This window comes from Cyanobium sp. Lug-B, from assembly GCF_024345635.1.
Classification (GTDB): Bacteria; Cyanobacteriota; Cyanobacteriia; order PCC-6307; family Cyanobiaceae; genus Cyanobium; species Cyanobium minutissimum.
On record NZ_JAGQBM010000060.1, the window covers coordinates 1 to 19,838 of the forward strand.

The 19,838-nt window shown below is 72.2% G+C and carries 16 protein-coding genes and 2 pseudogenes; 12 read left to right on the forward strand and 6 right to left on the reverse strand.

Features of this window, described 5'->3' with window-relative positions; all coding sequences use genetic code 11:
• Nucleotides 1-443 (reverse strand): annotated as a pseudogene (locus KBY81_RS13235) (hypothetical protein); the annotation flags it as partial.
• A gap of 138 nt (nucleotides 444-581) precedes the next feature.
• Here KBY81_RS13235 and KBY81_RS13240 point away from each other — a divergent pair.
• From KBY81_RS13240 to KBY81_RS13255, 4 genes are all read left to right on the forward strand, one after another.
• Complete coding sequence (locus KBY81_RS13240) at nucleotides 582-1,166, forward strand: hypothetical protein (RefSeq protein ID WP_254971111.1); 585 nt, start codon at nucleotides 582-584, stop codon at nucleotides 1,164-1,166.
• 15 nt (nucleotides 1,167-1,181) lie between these two features.
• Nucleotides 1,182-1,739 carry a hypothetical protein gene (locus KBY81_RS13245; RefSeq protein WP_106219857.1) on the forward strand — a complete coding sequence of 186 codons (558 nt, stop codon included), beginning with the start codon at nucleotides 1,182-1,184 and terminating at the stop codon, nucleotides 1,737-1,739.
• Nucleotides 1,736-2,773, forward strand: a complete 1,038-nt coding sequence (trpS, locus tag KBY81_RS13250; protein WP_254976729.1) for a tryptophan--tRNA ligase — start codon at nucleotides 1,736-1,738, stop codon at nucleotides 2,771-2,773. Before KBY81_RS13245 ends, trpS begins: the two co-directional genes overlap by 4 nt.
• Nucleotides 2,774-3,076: 303 nt before the next feature.
• Nucleotides 3,077-3,739, forward strand: a complete 663-nt coding sequence (locus KBY81_RS13255) for a glycoside hydrolase family 104 protein (protein ID WP_254976730.1) — start codon at nucleotides 3,077-3,079, stop codon at nucleotides 3,737-3,739.
• A gap of 6 nt (nucleotides 3,740-3,745) precedes the next feature.
• On the opposite strand, the gene KBY81_RS13260 is transcribed toward KBY81_RS13255, so the two are convergent.
• On the reverse strand, nucleotides 3,746-4,240 hold the full coding sequence (locus KBY81_RS13260; protein WP_219903885.1) for a TM2 domain-containing protein: 495 nt from the start codon (nucleotides 4,238-4,240) through the stop codon (nucleotides 3,746-3,748).
• Between the two features lie 156 nt (nucleotides 4,241-4,396).
• On the opposite strand from KBY81_RS13260, the gene thrS reads away from it, so the two are divergent.
• From thrS to KBY81_RS13300, 8 genes are all read left to right on the forward strand, one after another.
• Nucleotides 4,397-6,244 (forward strand): threonine--tRNA ligase, encoded by a 1,848-nt coding sequence (gene thrS, locus KBY81_RS13265; RefSeq protein ID WP_254976731.1) that lies wholly within the window; start codon nucleotides 4,397-4,399, stop codon nucleotides 6,242-6,244.
• Nucleotides 6,241-7,272: a glucokinase gene (locus KBY81_RS13270; protein ID WP_106219861.1), complete on the forward strand. Its 1,032-nt coding sequence runs from the start codon at nucleotides 6,241-6,243 to the stop codon at nucleotides 7,270-7,272. Before thrS ends, KBY81_RS13270 begins: the two co-directional genes overlap by 4 nt.
• A 56-nt stretch (nucleotides 7,273-7,328) precedes the next feature.
• A complete protein-coding gene (thrB, locus tag KBY81_RS13275; protein WP_254971123.1) occupies nucleotides 7,329-8,303 on the forward strand; it encodes a homoserine kinase in 975 nt (324 codons plus the stop codon).
• 93 nt (nucleotides 8,304-8,396) lie between these two features.
• The gene (locus KBY81_RS13280; protein WP_254976732.1) at nucleotides 8,397-9,989 is read left to right on the forward strand and encodes an NAD(P)H-quinone oxidoreductase subunit 4; all 1,593 of its coding nucleotides are present in this window, start codon (nucleotides 8,397-8,399) and stop codon (nucleotides 9,987-9,989) included.
• A 61-nt stretch (nucleotides 9,990-10,050) separates the two neighbouring features.
• On the forward strand, nucleotides 10,051-12,165 hold the full coding sequence (locus tag KBY81_RS13285) for a M3 family metallopeptidase (RefSeq protein WP_254976733.1): 2,115 nt from the start codon (nucleotides 10,051-10,053) through the stop codon (nucleotides 12,163-12,165).
• 336 nt (nucleotides 12,166-12,501) lie between these two features.
• Entirely contained in the window at nucleotides 12,502-13,689 is a 1,188-nt protein-coding gene (locus tag KBY81_RS13290; RefSeq protein WP_254976734.1) for an FAD-dependent oxidoreductase, read from the forward strand.
• Nucleotides 13,690-13,760: 71 nt separating this feature from the next.
• Nucleotides 13,761-15,008 carry an NAD(P)/FAD-dependent oxidoreductase gene (locus KBY81_RS13295; RefSeq protein ID WP_254976735.1) on the forward strand — a complete coding sequence of 416 codons (1,248 nt, stop codon included), beginning with the start codon at nucleotides 13,761-13,763 and terminating at the stop codon, nucleotides 15,006-15,008.
• Nucleotides 15,005-17,200: an FAD-dependent oxidoreductase gene (locus tag KBY81_RS13300; RefSeq protein WP_254976736.1), complete on the forward strand. Its 2,196-nt coding sequence runs from the start codon at nucleotides 15,005-15,007 to the stop codon at nucleotides 17,198-17,200. The genes KBY81_RS13295 and KBY81_RS13300 overlap by 4 nt, the downstream gene beginning before the upstream one ends.
• On the opposite strand, the gene KBY81_RS13305 is transcribed toward KBY81_RS13300, so the two are convergent.
• The 4 genes and pseudogenes from KBY81_RS13305 to KBY81_RS13320 form a co-directional block, all read right to left on the reverse strand.
• Nucleotides 17,159-17,731 carry a TspO/MBR family protein gene (locus KBY81_RS13305; RefSeq protein ID WP_254976737.1) on the reverse strand — a complete coding sequence of 191 codons (573 nt, stop codon included), beginning with the start codon at nucleotides 17,729-17,731 and terminating at the stop codon, nucleotides 17,159-17,161. The genes KBY81_RS13300 and KBY81_RS13305 overlap by 42 nt on opposite strands.
• Entirely contained in the window at nucleotides 17,728-18,099 is a 372-nt protein-coding gene (locus tag KBY81_RS13310; RefSeq protein ID WP_106219868.1) for a VOC family protein, read from the reverse strand. The genes KBY81_RS13305 and KBY81_RS13310 overlap by 4 nt, the downstream gene beginning before the upstream one ends.
• 46 nt (nucleotides 18,100-18,145) lie before the next feature.
• Complete coding sequence (gene glmU, locus KBY81_RS13315) at nucleotides 18,146-19,522, reverse strand: bifunctional UDP-N-acetylglucosamine diphosphorylase/glucosamine-1-phosphate N-acetyltransferase GlmU (RefSeq protein WP_106219869.1); 1,377 nt, start codon at nucleotides 19,520-19,522, stop codon at nucleotides 18,146-18,148.
• A 29-nt stretch (nucleotides 19,523-19,551) separates the two neighbouring features.
• Nucleotides 19,552-19,838, reverse strand: a pseudogene (locus tag KBY81_RS13320) (hypothetical protein); the annotation flags it as partial.

The following is a 19,838-nucleotide window of genomic DNA, read 5'->3' on the forward strand; positions in this document are numbered from 1 at the left end:
AGGGCCGCCTGGAGCTGGGGGGCCCCGGCGGCGTCGGGGGCGACGCAGCCCACCAGGGCGAGCTGGAGACCGGGCCGGGCCCCCTCCTGGCGCAGGGCGGCGAGGCCGGCGCGGCGCTGGATCTGGCCTTCGCCCGGCTCGCCCTCGTCCGGCCCCCCTTCCAGATGCTCGAACTGGAGCAGCAGCTCCTCGCAGCGCCGCAGCCAGGCGTCGAAGCTGGCGGGCAACCGGGGCGGTGCCAGGCGGGCGGGCCGCCGGCCCAGCCACCACCAGCCCGCCGCCACTCCGGCGAGCCCCACCAGACCCAGTCCCTCTCCGGGGAGAGCCCGCAGCAGCAGCTCGCCCCCGATCACCCCCCCGGTGAGCAGCAGGGCCTGCCGGCCCCACCCGGTGGACAGCAGGGAGGCCAGGGCGGCTGGGCGCAGGGGGTCCGGGGACGTCACGGGCGGGTACCGGCGGCGATGCCTCTCTAGCTCAGAAGTGACGGGGCTCCCACCCCCGCGTCCACCTCCCTTAAGACACCGTCCCTGCAGACCTCCGACGGACGCACCATGATTCAGGTTGTCGTCCGGGTCCCCTCCGTGCCGTCTTCCGATGCCCGCTCCGGCCCGGCTGCGACGTCCGGCTCGGCTGCCACGGCTGATGCTCTCTTCCTGCTGGACCCTCACCGCGAGGAGCTGCGCCGTGCCCTGAAGGAGCTGGAGGTCAGTGACCACTGGCACGGCGGCCTGCCGGTGTTGCTGCTCGAGCGCTGCTGGCTGCGCCTCAGCCGGGTCCCGGTGGAGGGGCTCGCCTATCGCCTGCCGCCGGACTGCAGCCAGGAGGCCCCCGAGCTGCGCCGCTACCGGGAGCTGGTGGCCGCCGGCCACCCGGCCTGGGAGGCCGAACGGCTCTGCTGGGAGGACTTCGGTGTGGACGCCTGCCGGGAGGCGCTGCGGAAGTTCTGGGCCGCCCAGGAGCGGGGCACCCAGGGCTGGACGCTCGAGACCTACCTGGACCTGATCCAGCAGTACCGGCTGCGCTTCGCCGCCGGCGGCCCCCGTCCCGTCCCCCTGCTGGTGCTGGCGCGGCGGGACGGCCAGGCCCGCCTGGGCAGGCACCGGCTGCTGTGGCTGGGTCCTGACGCCGCCGGCGGCCGGACGTCGATGCGCGACACTTGCCCCTGATTGCGGGCTGCGGCCATGGCGGACGACACCAACACCCCCCTTCCCGTGGGCTCCGGCCGCGGGGATGCCCCCGAGCGGGGCGGCCGATCGGGGCCGAACCGGGAGCCGGGCGGCTTCCGCATCCGCCTCAGTGACAACGAGATGCAGGCCGCCCGTGCCCTGCAGGAGGCCTTCGGCCTGCGCTCCACCGTCGCGGTGCTGGGTTTCTCCCTGCGCACCCTCGCCGACCAGCTGGAGAAGGGCCAGCTTGAGGCCCTGGTGGCCGAGCACCGGGCCCAGGCGGGCTCCCGCGCCCCCGCTCCCCGGGGAGGGGAGCCCCGCCGCGGCGGTGGCGATGGCCAGCCCCGCCAGGGGAGTCGTGGCGGCCATGGGGCCCCCCGGATCGATCCCTTCGCCCGGCCGAGCCGGCCTGCGGCCCCCGTGGCGGTGATCGACGCCGAAGCTCCGGCCGAATCCGGGGAGGCCGAGGCCGAAGCCCAGGAGACCGTGGCGGCCACGGACGCCGCCCCTGAGGCGGCCGAAGGGGCGGTGGCCCCTGCCGACAGCGAGGGCGACGCCACCCCGGAAGCGTGAGCGACACCGGCGCCAGGACGGCGCGGCCCCGGGTGCTCTCCGGCGTCCAGCCCACCGGGGCCATGCATCTGGGCAACTGGCTGGGGGCGATCCGCAACTGGGTGGCCCTGCAGGACAGCCACGAGACCTTCTTCTGCGTGGTCGACCTGCACGCGATCACCGTGCCCCACGATCCCAGCCGCCTGGCGGAGGACACCCTCACCACGGCGGCCCTGTACCTGGCCTGCGGCATCGATCCCCAGCGGTCCACGGTGTTCGTGCAGAGCCACGTCAGCCAGCACAGCGAGCTCTGCTGGCTGCTCAACTGCGTCACGCCGCTCAACTGGCTGGAGCGGATGATCCAGTTCAAGGAGAAGGCGCTCAAGCAGGGCGACAACGTCTCCACCGGCCTGCTGGACTACCCGGTGCTGATGGCCGCGGACATCCTTCTCTATGACGCCGATCTGGTGCCGGTGGGGGACGACCAGAAGCAGCATCTGGAGCTGGCCCGCGACATCGCCCAGCAGCGCATCAACGCCCGCTACGCGCCGGATCCGGAGCACCCGGTCCTCAAGGTGCCCGAGCCCCTGATCCTCAAGGAGGGGGCCCGGGTGATGAGCCTCACCGACGGCCGCAGCAAGATGAGCAAGAGCGACCCGAACGAGGGCTCCCGCATCACCCTGCTGGACCCGCCCGAGGTCATCACCCGCAAGATCAAGCGGGCCAAGACCGACCCGGTCATGGGCCTGGAGTTCGGCAACCCGGAGCGGCCGGAGGCGGACAACCTGCTCGGCCTCTACGCCCTGCTCGCCGGTGTGGGCCGCGAGCGGGCGGCGGCGGACTGTGCCGCCATGGGCTGGGGCGCCTTCAAGCCCCTGCTGGCGGAGGCCGCGGTGGAGGCCCTGCGGCCCCTGCAGCAGCGGTACGCGGAGCTGCGCCGTGACCCCGGCCACCTCGAGGCGGTCCTCAGGGACGGTCGGGAAGGGGCCTCGGCCGTGGCCGCCGCGACGCTGCAGCGGGTCCGGGCGGCCCTCGGTTTCCTGGATCAGAATTGAACCGGAGTGCGGCTCCACCGGCAAGGGTCGGGAGAAAAGCGTGAATCAATCGTTCTGTATTGATCACGACAACTGATCGTTCGTCCTGGCTGTACCCCGGCCTCTCAGCGGCCCGCTCGGGGCGACCGGCGGCCCACGGTTCCCCGCCCCTCCCGGCTCCCGACTGAAAGTTTCCTGAAATCCCACCGCCCGGGCCGGTTCGGCAAGCACACCGGGGCGCCGCCTGTCCAGTACGGGCGCCGGGGTCTCGCGTCCAGGCCCCGGTCCTGAGCAGGGTCATGGATCCCTGACGACCGCCTGCCCTTGCGTCGCCCCCTGCCGCCGCCGTCGAAGCCGCTCCAGCGGGGACCGCTCACGCTGGTGCTGCTCCTGATGCTGCCGATGGTGCAACGCCCGGCCGTCCCCGTTGCCCCGCCGGCGCTCCGGCCCGCCGCCCCAACCGCTTCCCCGCCCGCCGCCCGGCCGGTGGTGGCGAGCGCCCCCGGCCCCTACGGGATCACCCCCGAGCGGCGCGCCCTGCTCAACACGATCCGCTATGCCGAGGGCACCTGGCTGGGCGGCAGCGACGTCGGCTATCGGGTGCTCTACGGCGGCGATCGCTTCGGCGACCTCAGCCGTCACCCCGACACCGTCGTGCGACGCGGCTACGCCAGTGCCGCCGCCGGTGCCTATCAGTTTCTGCCCACCACCTGGGACCGGGCCGCCGACCGCCTCGGGCTGCGGGATTTCGGCCCCGCCAGCCAGGACCAGGCCGCCCTCCATCTGATCGAGCAGCGCGGCGCCCTGCGCAGCTTCGATCGCCATGGCCTGACACCCGAGGTGCTGGCCCGGCTGGCGCCGGAATGGGCCTCCCTGCCGACCCTGGCTGGCGAGAGCCACTACGGCCAGCCGGTGAAGTGCCGCGCGCAGCTGCAGCGCTTCTACCAGCGCGAACTGGTGCGGCAGCGGCGCCTTACCAGCGCCTGAAAGGCCTCACGGTTCCCGGTAGACCACCCGGCCCCGTTCGTCGTTGCCCACGTCGAGCAGGTGGTTGAGCAGCAGCCGCTCGATCTCGGCGCTGACCACGCTGCTGTTGGCCTGGGGGGGCAGCTGGAGCTCCAGCAGGGCGTCGTTGAGGGTGAAGCCGCCCTTGCCGGTGCGGCGGGCGAGCTGGAGCAGCTGGCGCTCGATCGGCGGGTAGGCCGCCGTGTCCCGGCCCGCCAGCGCCTCCTCCAGCAGCAGCGACTGGTTGGCCTGGCGCACCATGTCGGGCAGCAGCACCAGATCCAGCAGCTGGCCGATGCCGCAGAGCCCGAAGGTGAGCAGCCAGAGGGTGCCGCTCAGGGGCTTGCGGTTGTAGAAGCGCGGCAGGCCGCACAGCCCCACCAGGCAGGTGCACCACAGCAGGTAGCTGAGGGCGACGCTGCGCCGCTCGGCCGACCGGTTCAGCCCCGCTCCCTCCGGGCCGGCGGGGGCTGGTCGCTGCACGGCGCTCTGGACGGGTCCTGGCGTGGGTCGGGCGGCCATCACGGTGCTCAGCCCCTCCAACTTAGGCCCGCTGGACGGCGGCACCGGCCTCCGGGGCCGGCGCCGGCCTGGGGCCATCGGTGGGCCTGGATACCATGCTTTCAACAGGTTGCCTCCATGACGTCCGCGCCCCCTTCGCCGGTGCCACCGGCCTCCAGTCCCGCCGCCCCCGGCGACGCCCCCTCCGATGGGGCCGCCATCGTGCTGCCGAAGACGAGCGAGAGCCCCCAGCTGCTGCGGATCCGCCATTCGATGAGCCACGTGCTGGCCATGGCGGTGCAGAAGCTCTTCCCCCGGGCGCAGGTCACCATCGGCCCCTGGACCGAAAGCGGTTTCTACTACGACTTCGACAACCCGGACCCCTTCACCGAGGCTGATCTCAAGGCGATCCAGAAGGAGATGGGCAAGATCATGGCCCGCAAGCTGCCCCTGGAGCGCATCGAGGTGAGCCGCGAGGAGGCGGAGCGGCGGATCCGGGCCCAGAACGAGCCCTACAAGCTGGAGATCCTGGAGGGGCTCAGCGAGCCGATCACGCTCTACACCCTGGGCGACCAGTGGTGGGACCTCTGCGCCGGCCCCCACGTGGCCCACACCGGCGAGCTCCACCCCAAGGCCTTCGCCCTCGAAAGCGTGGCCGGGGCCTACTGGCGCGGTGATGAGAAGCGTGCCCAGCTGCAGCGCATCTACGGCACCGCCTGGGAGACGCCCGAGCAGCTGGCCGAATACCAGCGGCGCAAGCAGGAGGCCCTGCGCCGCGACCACCGCCGGCTCGGCACCGATCTGGATCTTTTCTCGATCGAGGAGGAGGCCGGCGCCGGCCTGGTGTTCTGGCACCCCCGCGGCGCCCGCATGCGGCTGCTGATCGAGGACTTCTGGCGCTCGGCCCACTTCGAGGACGGCTACGAGCTGCTCTACACCCCCCATGTGGCCGACCTCAGCCTCTGGAAGACGTCGGGCCACCTCGACTTCTACAGCGAGAGCATGTTCGGCCCGATGGCGGTGGACGAGCGGCAGTACCAGCTCAAGCCGATGAACTGCCCGTTCCACGTGCTCACCTTCGCCAGCCGGCTGCGCTCCTACCGGGAGCTGCCGATCCGCTGGGCCGAACTCGGCACCGTGTACCGCTATGAGCGGCCCGGGGTGATGCACGGGCTGATGCGGGTGCGGGGCTTCACCCAGGACGACGCCCACGTGTTCTGCCTGCCGGAGCAGATCTCCGATGAGATTCTGCGGGTGCTGAACCTCACCGAGCGCATCCTCTCCACGTTCGATTTCCGCAGCTACGAGATCCATCTCTCCACCCGCCCGGAGAAGTCGATCGGTGAGGACGCGGTGTGGGAGCTGGCCACCGCCGGCCTGGTGGAGGCCCTGGAGCGCAAGGGCTGGGCCTACAAGGTGGATGAGGGGGGCGGCGCCTTCTACGGCCCCAAGATCGACCTCAAGATCGAGGATGCGATCGGCCGTCTGTGGCAGTGCTCGACGATCCAGCTGGATTTCAACCTGCCGGAACGCTTTGACCTCCACTACGTGGCCGCCGACGGCAGCCGCTGCCGGCCGATCATGATCCACCGCGCCATCTTCGGCTCCCTGGAGCGCTTCTTCGGCGTGATGGTGGAGAACTACGCCGGTGATTTCCCCTTCTGGCTCGCCCCCGAGCAGGTGCGCCTGCTGCCCGTCACCGACGACGCCCTCCCCTGGGCCGAAGAACTCCGGGGCCTGCTGGCGGCCGCCGGGATCCGCGCCGGCATCGACCACAGCGGCGACCGGCTCGGCAAGCTGATCCGCAACGGCGAGCAGATGAAGATTCCGGTGCTGGGCGTGATCGGTGGCCGGGAGGCCGAAACCCGCACGGTCAGCCTGCGCAGCCGTCGCCAGGGCGATCTGGGCAGCGTCACGGCCGACGCCCTGGTGTCCGCCGCCGCGGAAGCCAACGCCGGTCGGCTGGCCACCCTGGCGCTGGCATGAGCCTCCTGCTGGCGGGCGACATCGGCGGCACCAAGACCCTGCTCAGCCTCTGGCGGCCGGGCGGGGAGCGGCCCGAGCTGGTGCTGGAGGAGCGGTTCGTCTCGGCGGACTGGCCGGACCTGGCCCCCATGGTGCGCCACTTTCTGGCCGCCGCCGGGCCGGTGGCGGGCGGTGTGCCGGCGGCCGCCTGCTTCGCCGTGGCGGGGCCGGTGGAGGGTGGCCAGGCCCGGCTCACCAATCTCCCCTGGGTGCTCGACACCGAAGGCCTGGCCCGTGGCTGCGGCCTGCCCCTGGTGGAGCTGGTCAACGATTTCGCCGTGCTGATCTACGGCCTGCCCCATCTCGATGCCGACCAGACGGCCCCCGTGCGGGAGGGCCAGCGGGATCCACAGGCCCCGTTGCTGGTGCTGGGGGCCGGCACCGGCCTGGGGGTGGCCATGGGTCTGCCCACCGCCGGGGGCCTGCGGGCCCTCCCCAGCGAAGCGGCCCACGGGGAGTTCGCCCCCCGCACCGCGGCCGAATGGGAACTGAAGCAGTGGCTCAGGGCCGATCTGGCCCTGGAGCGGATCTCGATCGAGCGGGTGGTGAGCGGCACCGGCCTGGGCCATGTGGCCCGCTGGCTGCTCGAACGGCGCCACCCCGGCGGTGACCATCCCCTCAGCGGCCCCGCCCGGCTCTGGTGCGAGGCCGGCGATGGGCCCGACCGCGCCGACCTGCCGGCGGCGGTGGCCCTGGCCGCCGCCGCCGGTGATCCCCTGGCGGCCGAGGCCCTGGCGCTCTGGCTCGGGGCCTACGGCAGCGTCTGCGGGGATCTGGCCCTGGCCTGCCTGAGCCGCGGCGGACTGTGGCTGGCGGGGGGCACGGCCGCCAAGCTGCTGGCCAGCCTGCGCTCCGAAGCCTTCCTGGACCCGTTCCTGAACAAGGGCCGGCTGCGCTCCACCCTGGAGCCGATGCCCATCACCGCCGTGGTGGATCCGGGCGTCGGCACTTTCAGTGCCGCCTGCCGGGCCCGGATGCTGCTGGGCTGAGCCCGGCACGCCCCCCAGGGTCCGGCTGCAACACTGAGCCCAACGACAGGTCATTTATGGTCCGGCCCCAGATCGGCCAGGGGGTGGTGGTGGCGGTTCCCGCCACCACCGCCAACATCGGCCCGGGTTTCGATTGCCTCGGCGCCGCCCTGGACCTCGGCAACCGCTTCGAGCTGCGGGTGATCGAGGGGGGCGGTGAGCGGTTCGAGCTGATCATCGAGGGCCCCGAGGGGGCCCATCTGCGCGGTGGCCCCGACAACCTCGTCTACCGCTCGGCCCAGCGGGTCTGGCGCGAGGTGGGGGTCGAGGCGGTGGCCCTGGAGGCGCGGGTGCAGCTGGCGGTGCCCCCGGCCCGGGGTCTGGGAAGCAGCGCCACCGCCATCGTGGCGGGCCTGATCGGCGCCAATGCCCTGGTGGGGGAGCCCCTCAGCCGCGAGAAGCTGCTGGAGCTGGCGATCGACATCGAGGGCCATCCCGACAACGTGGTCCCCTCCCTGCTGGGCGGCCTCTGCCTGACGGCCCGGGCCGCCTCCCATCGCTGGCGGGTGGTGCGCTGCGAGTGGAACCCGGCCGTCAAGGCGGTCGTGGCGATCCCCACCATCCGCCTGAGCACGAGCGAGGCCCGCCGGGCCATGCCGCGCAGCATCCCGATCAGCGACGCCGTGATGAATCTGGGGGCCCTCACCCTGCTGCTGCAGGGGCTGCGCACGGGCAACGGTGATCTGATCGCCGACGGCATGCACGACCGCATCCACGAGCCCTACCGGTGGGGACTGATCCAGGGGGGGAGGGCCGTGCGGGAGGCCGCCATGGGGGCCGGGGCCTGGGGCTGCGTGATCAGCGGCGCCGGCCCCAGCCTGCTGGCTCTCGCCCCCGAGAGCCGGGCGGCGGCGGTGGGGGAGGTGATGACGCAGGCCTGGCTGGGGGAAGGGGTGAGCAGCCACAGCGCCGTGCTCGGACTCCAGGAGGGTGGCAGCACCTGGGCCCCCCTGCCGGAGGGAAGCCGCCCACTGGCCGTGCCTGGTGAGTAGAACTACTCAGTTGATAGGCTCTGACGCCCGGGGGCCCCGTCCCGACGCGGCAGCGTCTCCCGTCATACTTCCTGCCTGGAGCACCCCACAGTGATGGACGCCAGCCTGCCGCTTTCGCTCGCGTCCTCCTCCCTTCCTTCCGGAATCACCGAAGCGGGTTTTCCGTGGCTCAGCCTGATTGTGCTGCTGCCCGCCACCGCCGCCCTGGTGATGCCCCTGCTGCCCGGTGACGGCAGCGATCCCCGCCTCCCCCGCACCCTGGCCCTGGGGGTGCTCGGGGTGGATCTGGCCCTGATCCTCTGGGTCTTTGCCCGCCACTTCGATGCCAGCCTCGGCGGCCTGCAGCTGGTGGAGCGCGTGGCCTGGGTACCGGCCCTGGGCCTGGAATGGTCGCTGGCCGCCGACGGACTCTCCGCCCCCCTGGTGGTGCTGAGCGGCCTGGTCACCCTGCTGTCGGTGGCCGCCAGCTGGAACATCCGCCTCAAGACCCGCCTCTACTTCGCCCTGCTGCTGGTGCAGGCCACGGCCCAGAGCCTGGTGTTTCTCTCCCAGGACTTCCTGCTGTTCTTCCTGGCCTGGGAACTGGAGCTGGTGCCGGTCTACCTGCTGATCGCCATCTGGGGCGGCAAGCAGCGCCAGTACGCCGCCACCAAGTTCATCCTCTACACCGCCACGGCCTCGCTGCTGATCCTGATCAGCGGCCTGGCCCTTGCCCTCTCCGGCGACAGCTTCACCCTCAACCTCAGCGAGCTGGCGGCCCGCTCCCCCGGCGGCACCTTCGGCCTGCTCTGTTATCTGGGCTTCCTGGTGGGCTTCGGTGTCAAGCTGCCGATGTTCCCGCTGCACACCTGGCTGCCCGATGCCCACGGCGAGGCCAATGCGCCGGTGTCGATGCTGCTGGCGGGGGTGCTGCTCAAGATGGGGGGCTACGCCCTGCTCCGCTTCAACGTCCAGATGCTGCCGGAGGTGCATCTGCGGCTGGCCCCGGCCCTGATCGTTCTGGGCATCATCAACATCGTCTATGGCGCGCTCAATGCCTTCGCCCAGGACAACGTCAAGCGCCGCATCGCCTGCAGTTCGGTGAGCCACATGGGCTTCGTGTTGCTGGGCATCGGTGCCGTCGATGCCCTGGGGATGAGCGGCGCCATGCTGCAGATGATCAGCCACGGGCTGATCGCCGCGGCGATGTTCTTCGTCACCGGCGTCTTCTACGAACGCACCGAAACCCTCTCGATCCCCAACATGGGCGGCCTGGCCAAGGTGCTGCCGATCACCTTCGCCTTCTTCCTGGCCAGCTCCCTGGCCTCCCTGGCCCTGCCGGGGATGAGCGGCTTCATCAGCGAGATCACCGTGTTCCTCGGGGTCACCTCCTACGACGGCTTCACCGTCGGTTTCCGGGTGATCACGATCGTGCTGGCGGCCATCGGCCTGGTGCTCACCCCGGTGTACCTGCTCTCCCTCTGCCGGCGGGTGTTCTTCGGTCCCCGGATTCCGGCCCTGGCGGTGGTGGGCGACATGAAGCCCCGGGAGCTGCTGATCGGCCTCACCCTGCTGGTGCCGACTCTGGTGATCGGCTTCTGGCCGCGGGTGGCGATCGATCTCTACGAAGCCAGCACCAACGGTCTGGCCGCCGAACTGGCCAGCACCGGGGCGGTGGCCCTGGGTCGGATGGCCGCCCTCGGCTGAACCGCCGCCCGGCGCCGGGGTGGGCTGAAATGGGGTCTTCCATCGAAGCGGCCGACCGGCGATGACCACCACCCTCCAGAGCCCCCCCGCCCTGCTGGCCGGCGAGGGCCTGCCCCGCTTCGAGGCCATCACCCCCGACCAGGTGGTGACCCACATCCCGGCGCTGCTCAGCACGCTCCAGGCGGAGCTCGATCGGCTGGAGGCGGATCTGGCGGCGGCGGCGGCCGAGGGCCGGAGCCTCGGCTGGTCGGAGGTGATGGATCCCCTGCAGCGGCTGGGGGAGCGGCTGCGCTGGAGCTGGGGGGTGGTGAGCCACCTCAATGGCGTCTGCAACAGCCAGGAACTGCGGGAAGCCCACGCCAGCCAGCAGGCGGCGGTGGTGGCCTTCGGCAACCGGGCCGGCCAGAGCCGGGTGCTGTTCCAGGCGCTGCGCAGCCTGCAGGCCCAGGGGGGCCTCGATGCCACCCAGGAGCGGATCCTGACGGCGGAACTCCGCGACATGGAACTGCGGGGCGTGGGCCTGGAGGGGGAGGTCCAGGAAGCCTTCAACGCCGCCAGCCAGGATCTGGCCGAACTGGCCACCACCTTCGGCAACCGGGTGCTCGATGCCACCAACGCCTGGACCCTGCGGCTCAGCGATCCGGCCGAGGTGGAGGGGTTGCCCGAGAGTCTCAAGGAGCAGCTGGCCCAGGCCGCCCGTGATGCCGGCGATGGCGGGGCCACGGCCGCGGAGGGCCCCTGGCTGCTGGGGCTCGACATGCCCCGCTTCGGCCCCTTCCTGAAGTACAGCCGCCGCCGCGACCTGCGGGAGATCGCCTACAAGGCCCACGTGAGCCGGGCCTCAGGAGAGACCGACGGCAACTGGCCGGCGATCGAGCGGATCCTGACCCTGCGCCGGGAGCAGGCCCGGCGGCTGGGCTACGGCTCCTGGGCCGAGGTGAGCCTGGCGGCGAAGATGGCCGGTTCGGTGGATGAGGTGGAGGCCCTGCTGGAGGATCTGCGGGCCGCCGCCCATCCGGTGGCCCTTCATGAGCTGGAGGAGCTGCGGGCCTGCGCTGCCCGGGAAGGGGCGGCTGAAGCGGACGACCTCAAGCCCTGGGATGTCAGTTTCTGGGCGGAGGTGCGGCGCCAGGAGGCCTTCGATCTCGACAGCGAGGCCCTGCGGCCCTGGTTCCCCCTGCCCCGGGTGCTCGAGGGACTGTTCGGCCTCTGCGACCGCCTGTTCGGCATCCGCATCCGCCCGGCCGATGGCGAGGCGCCGGTGTGGCATCCGGACGTGCGCTTCTTCCGGGTCGAGGACGGCGGCAGCGGCGAGCCCCTGGCCGCCTTCTACCTGGACCCCTACAGCCGTCCCGGCAGCAAGCGCGGCGGCGCCTGGATGGACGAATGCCTGGTGCGCTCGGTGGACGCCTCAGGGCAGCCGGTGCTGCCCGTGGCCTACCTGGTGTGCAACCAGAGCCCGCCGGTGGGGGACACCCCCAGCCTGATGACCTTCGAGGAGGTGGAAACCCTCTTTCACGAGTTCGGCCATGGCCTCCAGCACATGCTCACCACGGTGGAGCGGCCCCAGGCGGCCGGCATCAACAATGTGGAGTGGGATGCGGTGGAGCTGCCCAGCCAGTTCATGGAGAACTGGTGCTACGACCACGCCACCCTGATGGGCATGGCCCGCCACTGGCAGAGCGGCGAACCGCTGCCGGAGAGTGAATTCGCCAAGCTCCAGGCCGCCCGCACCTTCATGGGCGGTGCCGCCACCCTGCGCCAGGTGCACTTCGCCCTCACCGACCTGCGGCTCCACAGCCAGTGGACGCCGGAATGCGGCCGCACACCGGAGCAGCTGCGCCGGGAGATCGCCGTCACCACCACGGTGCTGGAGCCGATCGAGGAGGACGCCTTCCTCTGCTCCTTCGGCCACATCTTCGCCGGCGGCTATTCCGCCGGCTACTACTCCTACAAGTGGGCCGAGGTGCTCAGCGCCGACGCCTTCAGCGCCTTCGAGGAGGTGGGACTGGAGAATGAAGCGGCGATCCGGGCCACCGGCCGCCGCTTCCGCGAGACGGTGCTCAGCCTCGGCGGCAGCCGCCACCCCGGCGAGGTGTTCGAGACCTTCCGGGGCCGTCCCCCCAGCCCGGAGGCCCTGATCCGCCACTCGGGACTGGTGGCGGCAGGGGGCTGATGGGTCCCAGCTTGACGCCCTCGGGGTCGTACCTTCAGCCCCCCGGATCCTGATCGTCTCGTCCCAGGGGCGCTTGTAGCAGCCCTTGGTCACATCCCTGACCCCGGTCAGGTCGTTCGGCTTCTCCCCAGCGGGTTGGCCCACAGAGAGTTGCGGCAGCCCGGGACGAAGATCTCCCACGGGTTTTCGTAGCCCCGGCTGGGGCGTTGGGCCGGGCGGCAGGGGCGAATCATGTGAGAATGGTTGTCATTCCGTGCCATCTCGCCATCCCCCGTCACGGCCTGCCTTCCCCGCTGGGGTCCCTGTCTCCGCTGCCGCCGGCCACCCCCGACCGCCATGGCTGATCTGGTGGTCGCCGGGTCCGGTCCCCAGGCCCTCACCCTCTGCTGCCTGCTGCTGCAGAAGCGGCCCCAGTGGCGCCGGCGGCTGCGGGTGCTCGACCCCAGTGGCACCTGGCTGGAGCGCTGGAACACCCAGATGCGCCGCTACGAGATTCCGTGGCTGCGCTCCCCTTCCCCCCACCACCCCCATCCCAATCCCCACGCCCTGCGCCGTTTCGCCCAGGAGTGCCGGCGCGGGGCCGAGCTTGAGGGTCCCTACGGCCTGCCCCACACGCACCTGTTCGCCGATTTCTGCCGCAGCGTCGTGGCCGACTTCCAGCTGGCCGACCGGGTGCAGGCCGTGGCGGTCGAGCGGATCCGGCTCGCTCCCCCCGGGGACAACGCTTTCGAGCTGGATCTGAGCGATGGCTCCGTTCTGGCCCCCCGGCGGCTGGTCATCGCCACAGGGGCCGAGGCGCCGGTGCTGCCGGACTGGGTCCGGGCCATCGAGGACCCTTACCCGGTGGAGGCCCTGCAGCACAGCCACAGCCTCGACCTCGCCGCCTGCCGGGGGCTGGCGGGGCAGCATCTGGTGATCATCGGCGGCGGCCTGACCAGCGCCCATCTGGCCCTGGGGGCCATCCGCCGGGGTGCCCGGGTCAGCCTGTTCAGCCGGCGGCCGCTGCGCCGCAAGCCCTTTGATGCCGACCCGGGCTGGCTGGGCCCCCGCTACCTCAAGGACTTCCGAGCGGAACCCTGCTGGCACCGCCGCCGTCAGCAGGTTCTGGCGGCCCGCGACGGCGGCTCGATCACCCCCGAGCTGGCCAGCCGGCTGCAACAGGCGCAGGCCGCCGGAACGCTGCAGCTGAACGAGGGCTGTCAGATCGCCTCCGCCCGGTGGCGCCAGGGCCAATGGCAACTGCACTGCCGAGATGGCCGCCGCCACCAGGCCGACCGCCTCTGGCTGGCCACCGGCCACAGCCTGGGGGTGAGCCACCACCCGCTGCTGCGCCAGCTGCAACAGCAGCGTCCTTTGGCGCTGGTCGAGGACTGGCCCGTACTCACCGGCGACCTGCGCTGGCCCGGCACCCGGGTGCACGTCATGGGGGGACTGTCGGCGCTGCAGTTGGGACCGGCGGCCCGCAACCTGTTCGGGGGGCGGGAAGCGGCGCACCGCATCTGCCGCGCCGCCCTCAAGTCCTGAGGCCCCCTCGATAGCCTGAGACCCACTGATCCGCCTCCGGTGACGCCTGCGCCCCTTGCCGGAACGATCTGATGGGAGCCCAGAGGATCCTGGTGCTCGGCGGTGGCTTCGCCGGCCTCTGGACTGCCCTGGGCGCCGCCCGCCAGCTCGATCAGCTCGGCCTCGGCCCTGACGCCGTCGAGGTGCTGCTCGTCAACCGCGACGCCTTCCACGCCATCCGCGTGCGCAACTACGAACCCGACCTGACGCCCCTGAGGGTGCCCCTGGAGATGGTGCTCGCGCCCGCCGGGGTCTGCTGGCTGGTGGGCGAGGTCGGCGGGATCGATCCGACGGCCCGGACGGTGACCGTGCAGACCGCGGTCGGCGCGCAGGAACTGACCTACGACCGGCTGGTCTTCGCCCTCGGCAGTGAGCTGCGGCGGCCCCAGGTCCCCGGCTTGGCCGCCCATGGCTTCGATGTCGACACCTACGGCGGCGCCTTCCGGCTGGCGGGGCACCTGGAGGCCCTGGGCGAGTGCCCCGACGGCCCCGGACGCTTTACGGCCGTGGTGGTGGGGGCGGGTCTGACCGGGATCGAGGCCGCCTGCGAGCTGCCGGACCGGCTCCAGGCCGTCCGGGAGCGTGCCGGTCTGGCCGGGCCGGGGCGGGTGGTGCTGGTGGACCACAACCCCCGGGTGGGCTCCGACATGGGGGATGGGGCGCGACCGGTGATTGAAGAGGCCCTGGCGTCCCTGGGGGTGGAGTGTCGCCTCGGTGTGCGGGTGGTGTCCCTGGACGGCAGCGAGATCCGCTTCGATTCCGGCGAGGTCATGGCCACCGAGACGGTGGTCTGGTGTGCGGGGATGCGCGCCAGTCCGCTGGCCGCCGGCTGCGGGGTGCCCACCGATGCCTTCGGCCGGCTGCCGGTGGATGCCGATCTGCGGGTCGAGGGGCTGAGCGGCGTGTTCGCCGCCGGCGACAGCGCCCGCCTCACCCTGGAGGACGGCCACACCACCGTCATGTCCTGTCAGCACGGCCGTCCCATGGGCCGGTTCGCCGGCCACAACGCGGTCTGCGATCTGGTGGGGCTGCCGCTGCTGCCGCTGCGGATCGACTGGTACACCACCATCCTCGATCTTGGTCCCTGGGGGGCCCTGTACACCGAAGGCTGGGACCGCCGGGTCGTTGCCACCGGGGAGGCGGCCAAGCGCAGCAAGCGGTTGATCAACGGCCAGCGCATCTATCCCCCCCTGAACGGCGACCGGGCCGCGATCCTGGCTGCCGCGGCGCCGGTGATCCAGCGCCCACCACCTTTAGAGCCCCAGGAGGGCCAGCCATGAGCTCCCCAGCCAAGGAGAAGCCCACCGGCGCACCGATAGGCCGCCTCCTCGCCCTCGCCCTGTTCCTGGCCGGCGTGGGCCTGTTCTTCGGCCAGGGCTGGTATCGCCAGCTGGATCTCGCCGCCCTGCAGGCCTCCCGCGAGCAGCTGCTGGCCTGGCGGCAAGCGGCCCCGCTGGCCAGCGCCGCCGCCTTCGTGGCCGTCTACGTGCTGGTGACGGGCCTCTCCCTGCCCGGTGCCACCGTGCTCACCCTGGCGGGGGGCGCCATCTTCGGCCTGCTTCAGGGCACGGTGCTGGTGTCGATCGGCTCCACCCTGGGCGCCACGGCGGCCTGCCTGCTGGCCCGCACCCTGTTGCGGGAGCCGGTGCGGCGCCGGTTCGGCCAGCGCCTGGGGCCGATCGAGGAGGGCGTCCGCCGCGACGGCACCGCCTACCTGCTCAGCCTGCGGCTGGTGCCGGTGGTTCCCTTTGTGCTCGTCAATCTGCTGATGGGCCTCACCCCCATGCCCCTGCTGCCCTTCGCGCTCGTCTCCCAGCTGGGCATGCTGCCGGCCACCCTCGTGTACGTGAATGCCGGCACCCAGCTGGGCCAGCTCACCAGCCTGGGCGGCCTCCTCTCGCCGGCCCTGCTGGCCTCCTTCGCCCTGCTGGGACTGCTGCCCTGGATTGTGAAGCTGCTGCTGGCCCGCTGGCGTCTCTGGCGCCTCTACCGCCCCTGGCCCCGCCCCCGCCGGTTCGATCGCAACCTGATCGTCATCGGCGCCGGGGCGGCGGGCCTGGTCACCGCCTACATCGCCGCCACCGTGCGGGCGAAGGTGACCCTGGTGGAGCGGGACCGCATGGGCGGGGACTGCCTCAACACCGGCTGCGTGCCCAGCAAGGCCCTGATCAGCACGGCCCGCCTCGCCGCCCGCCTGCGCCACGCCGACCGCTATGGCCTGGCCCCCCAGGAGCCGCGGGTGGAGCTCCGTCGGGTTCTGGAGCGGGTGCGGCAGAAGGTGGCGGCCGTCGCCCCCCACGACAGCGTCGAGCGCTACACCGCCCTCGGGGTGGACGTACGCCTCGGCCAGGCGCGCCTGCTCAGCCCCTGGGCGGTCGCGATCACCGCCGCCGATGGCAGTGAGACCCTGCTCACGGCCCGCGCCATCGTGCTGGCCACCGGCGCCGCGCCGGTGATCCCGGCCCTGCCCGGCATCGACACGGTGCGGGTGCTCACCAGCGAGACCCTCTGGGATGCCCTGGCCGAGCACCCCTCCCCGAGGCCCAGCCTGGTGGTGCTGGGGGGCGGGCCGATCGGCTGCGAACTGGCCCAGGCCCTGGCCCAGCTGGGCCTGCCGGTGACCCTGCTGCAGCGCAACGACCGCCTGCTACCCCGGGAGGATCCCGAGGTGGGGGCGCTGGTGCGCGAGGTGCTGGAGCGCGACGGGGTGCGGGTGCACACCGGCTGCCGGGTGGAGCGGGTGGGGCCTGCCGCCTCGGGGGGCGTACTGGTGGCGGTGGCGGTGGATGGAGCCACCCTTCGCCTCGAGGCCGACGAACTGCTCTGCGCCGTGGGGCGCCAGGCCCGGCTGGAGGGCCACGGCCTGGAGGCCCTGGGCATCCCCACGGGCCGCACCATCGACACCGACCCCTACCTGCAGACCCTCTATCCGAACATCCATGCCGCCGGTGATGTCGCCGGCCCCTGGCAGTTCACCCACACGGCGGCCCACCAGGCCTGGTATGCGGCCGTCAACGGGCTGTTCGATCCGATCCGCTTCGCCGTCGACGGCCGGGTGATTCCGCGCACCACCTTCACCGACCCGGAGGTGGCCCGGGTGGGACTGAACGAAACCGAGGCCACCGCCCAGGGCGTGGCCTTCGAGGTCACCCGTTTCCCCCTGGCCGAGCTGGATCGGGCCATCGTCGAATCGGCCGAGACCGGCTTCGTCAAGGTGCTCACCGTGCCGGGAAAGGACAGGATCCTGGGGGTGACGATCGTGGCCGAGCAGGCCGGGGAGCTGCTGGCCGAATTCGTGCTGGCGATGCGCTGGAACCTGGGCCTGGGCAAGGTGCTGGGCACGATGCACGCCTACCCCACCCTGGCCGAAGCCAACAAGTACGTGGCCGGGAGCTGGAAGAAGGCCCATGCGCCCCAGCGCACCCTGGCCCTACTGGAGCGCTTCCACACCTGGCGCCGGGGCGGCGGCTAGGAACGGGTCGGGGTTGTGCAGGGCCACGCTCACCGCCACGGCACTGGCCAGCAGCAGCCACAGCAAACGCAGGCCGATCAGTCCGGCGGCGGGGCGATCCAGGCCGGCCGCCGCCGCCACGCTCACCACCGCCACCAGCAGGCCGGCCACCGTGTCGGTGGCCGCCAGCACCGGGCTGTGCAGCCAGAAGAAGAGCGTGGTGAACACGGCGAACAGCAGCCAGCCCACCCCCTCCGAGACCAGCACCAGGCCCCGGCGCCGGCCGGCAGCGTCCCTCCGGTCCTGGCAGGCACCATCCTCCGGTTGGCGGTTGGCTACCCGCGCCAGGGCCAGAAGGGAGGTGATGTTCAGCACCAGCCACACCGGGGCGAACAGCCAGTCCGGCGGGGCGAAGGGGGGCAGACGGAAGCCGGTGTAGAAGGCGGCGTCGCCCAGCACCCCCGCCGGCCAGAAGCTGACGGCATTGGCGGCCACCAGGATCGCGGCCCCATGCCACCAGCGGAAGCGCAACGCCGGGGCGGTGGGGCTCACGCCTGGGAGTGGAGCCCGATGGTGTTGCCTTCGGTGTCGAGCACCAGGCTCATGAAGCCGTAGGCGCCGATCGACATCTTCGGCTTGATGACGGTGCCGCCGGCGGCCGCCACCCGGCCCTCCTCCACGGCGCAGTCGTCACAGTGGAAATAGATCAGCGTGCCGCCACCGCCCGGGGCCATCCCCTCCATCTTGGCCAGGGCGCCTCCGGCCCCCACCTTGCCGTCGTCCATCGGGAAGGTGAGGTACTCCATGCCCGCATCGGGCAGGGGCTCCAGCGTCAGCTGGAACACGGCTTCGTAGAAGGCCCGGGCCCGGGCCATGTCGTCGACGTAGAGCTCAAACCAGATGACGGGATTGATGGCCATGGATCCGCCGATGTCCTGGGCTGAGACTAGGCCAGGAATCAGGGAATCACCCCGCCACCCCCTCCTGCTGGCGAGGCGCCAGCGGGGTCCAGTTCTCCTTCACGAGCTGGCGGGCCCGGCCCAGGGCCAGGGCCCCGGCGGGCACGTCCCTGGTGAGGGTGGAGCCCGCCCCCACCGTCACCCCCTCCCCGAGGGTGATCGGCGCCACCAGCACCGAATTGGCCCCGGTCTTGCTGCCGCCGCCGATCACGGTGCGGTGCTTGCGCACCCCATCGAAGTTGGCGGTGATGGTGCCGGCCCCCACGTTCACATCGGCACCGAGGTCGGCATCGCCCAGGTAGCTGAGGTGGTTGGCCTTGCAGCCCTCCCCCAGCCGGCTGTTCTTCACCTCGACGAAGTTGCCGATGCGGCAGCCGGCGGCCAGGCGGCTGCCGGCCCGCAGCTGGGCGAAAGGGCCGATCGCGCAGCCGTCCTCGACGTGGCTGTCACGCAGCACCGAATGGATCACCTCCACCCCAGCGCCCACCTCGCTGTTCTCGATCAGGCAGCCCGGCCCGATGCGACAGCCGTCGCCGATGCTGCTGGCCCCGCGGAAGTGGCACTGGGGCTCCACCAGCACATCGCGGCCGAAGCGGGTCTGCTCGCTGAGGGTGCAGCTGGCGGGATCGGTGAAGCTCACCCCCTCAGCCATCCAGTGGCGGCGCAGCCGGTCCTGCAGCACCGCCTCGCAGTGGGCCAGCTGCTGGCGGTCGTTGATGCCGGCCACCTCGTCCGGGTCGGCCACCTCCAGGTGCATGGCCGGCCGCAGCAGGGCCACGGTGTCGGTGAGATAGAGCTCCCCCTGGTCGTTGTCGGTGCTCAGGCTGGGCAGCACGGTGGCCAGGCGCTGCCAGTCGAAGCAGTAGATGCCCGCATTGGTGAGGGTGTTGCCGAGCTGCTCGGCCGTGCAGTCGCGGTGCTCGACGATGCCGCTCACCTGGCCCGCCGCGTCGGCGAAGACGCGGCCGTAACCGGTCGGGTCCGCCAGCCGGGCGGTAAGCAGGGTCACCGCGGCGCCGCTGGTCCGATGGGTGGAGAGCAGGGATTCCAGGGTCTCCGGCCGCAGCAGGGGAACGTCGCCGTTCAGCACCAGCAGCTCGCCCTCGAAGCCTTCCAGCGGCCCCAGCAGTTGCTGCACCGCATGGCCGGTGCCGTTCTGGGGCTGCTGCAGCACGAACTCCAGGCCCTCGACGGCGGAGAGGGTGCGCTCCACCCGGTCGGCCTGGTGACCCACCACCAGCAGCTGGCGGTCGGGGGCGAGCCGGTGGCAGCTGCCCAGCACCCGTTCCACCAGGGTCGCGCCGGCCAGGGGCTGGAGCACCTTCGGCAGGGCACTCTTCATGCGGGTCCCTTTCCCGGCGGCCAGGACGGCAACGGCGAGCATCGGCGGCGGCGGGGCGACTGCGCCGGAATCTACCGGTGCCCTTCGGGACGGCCCAGTCCGCCGGGGCCCGGACGCCGCGGCAGCCGGGCCGGCGGAGCGTCGCTCCGCTCCTGTTCCCGGCGGCGCCGCTCCAGGATCTCGGCGGCCGTGGCGGTGCCGCTGGGGTCCCGGTAGGGCAGGCCGGCGCGGCTGGCCAGGTGCTCCCGTTCGAACGGCTCCAGGGGGCGCAGGGCCGGATGGGGGGCCAGGGAGGTGAAGCCGGCTGCGGTCCCGGCGCTCCAGCGCCCCGGCTCGTCGGCGGGTGGCCGGATCCCCC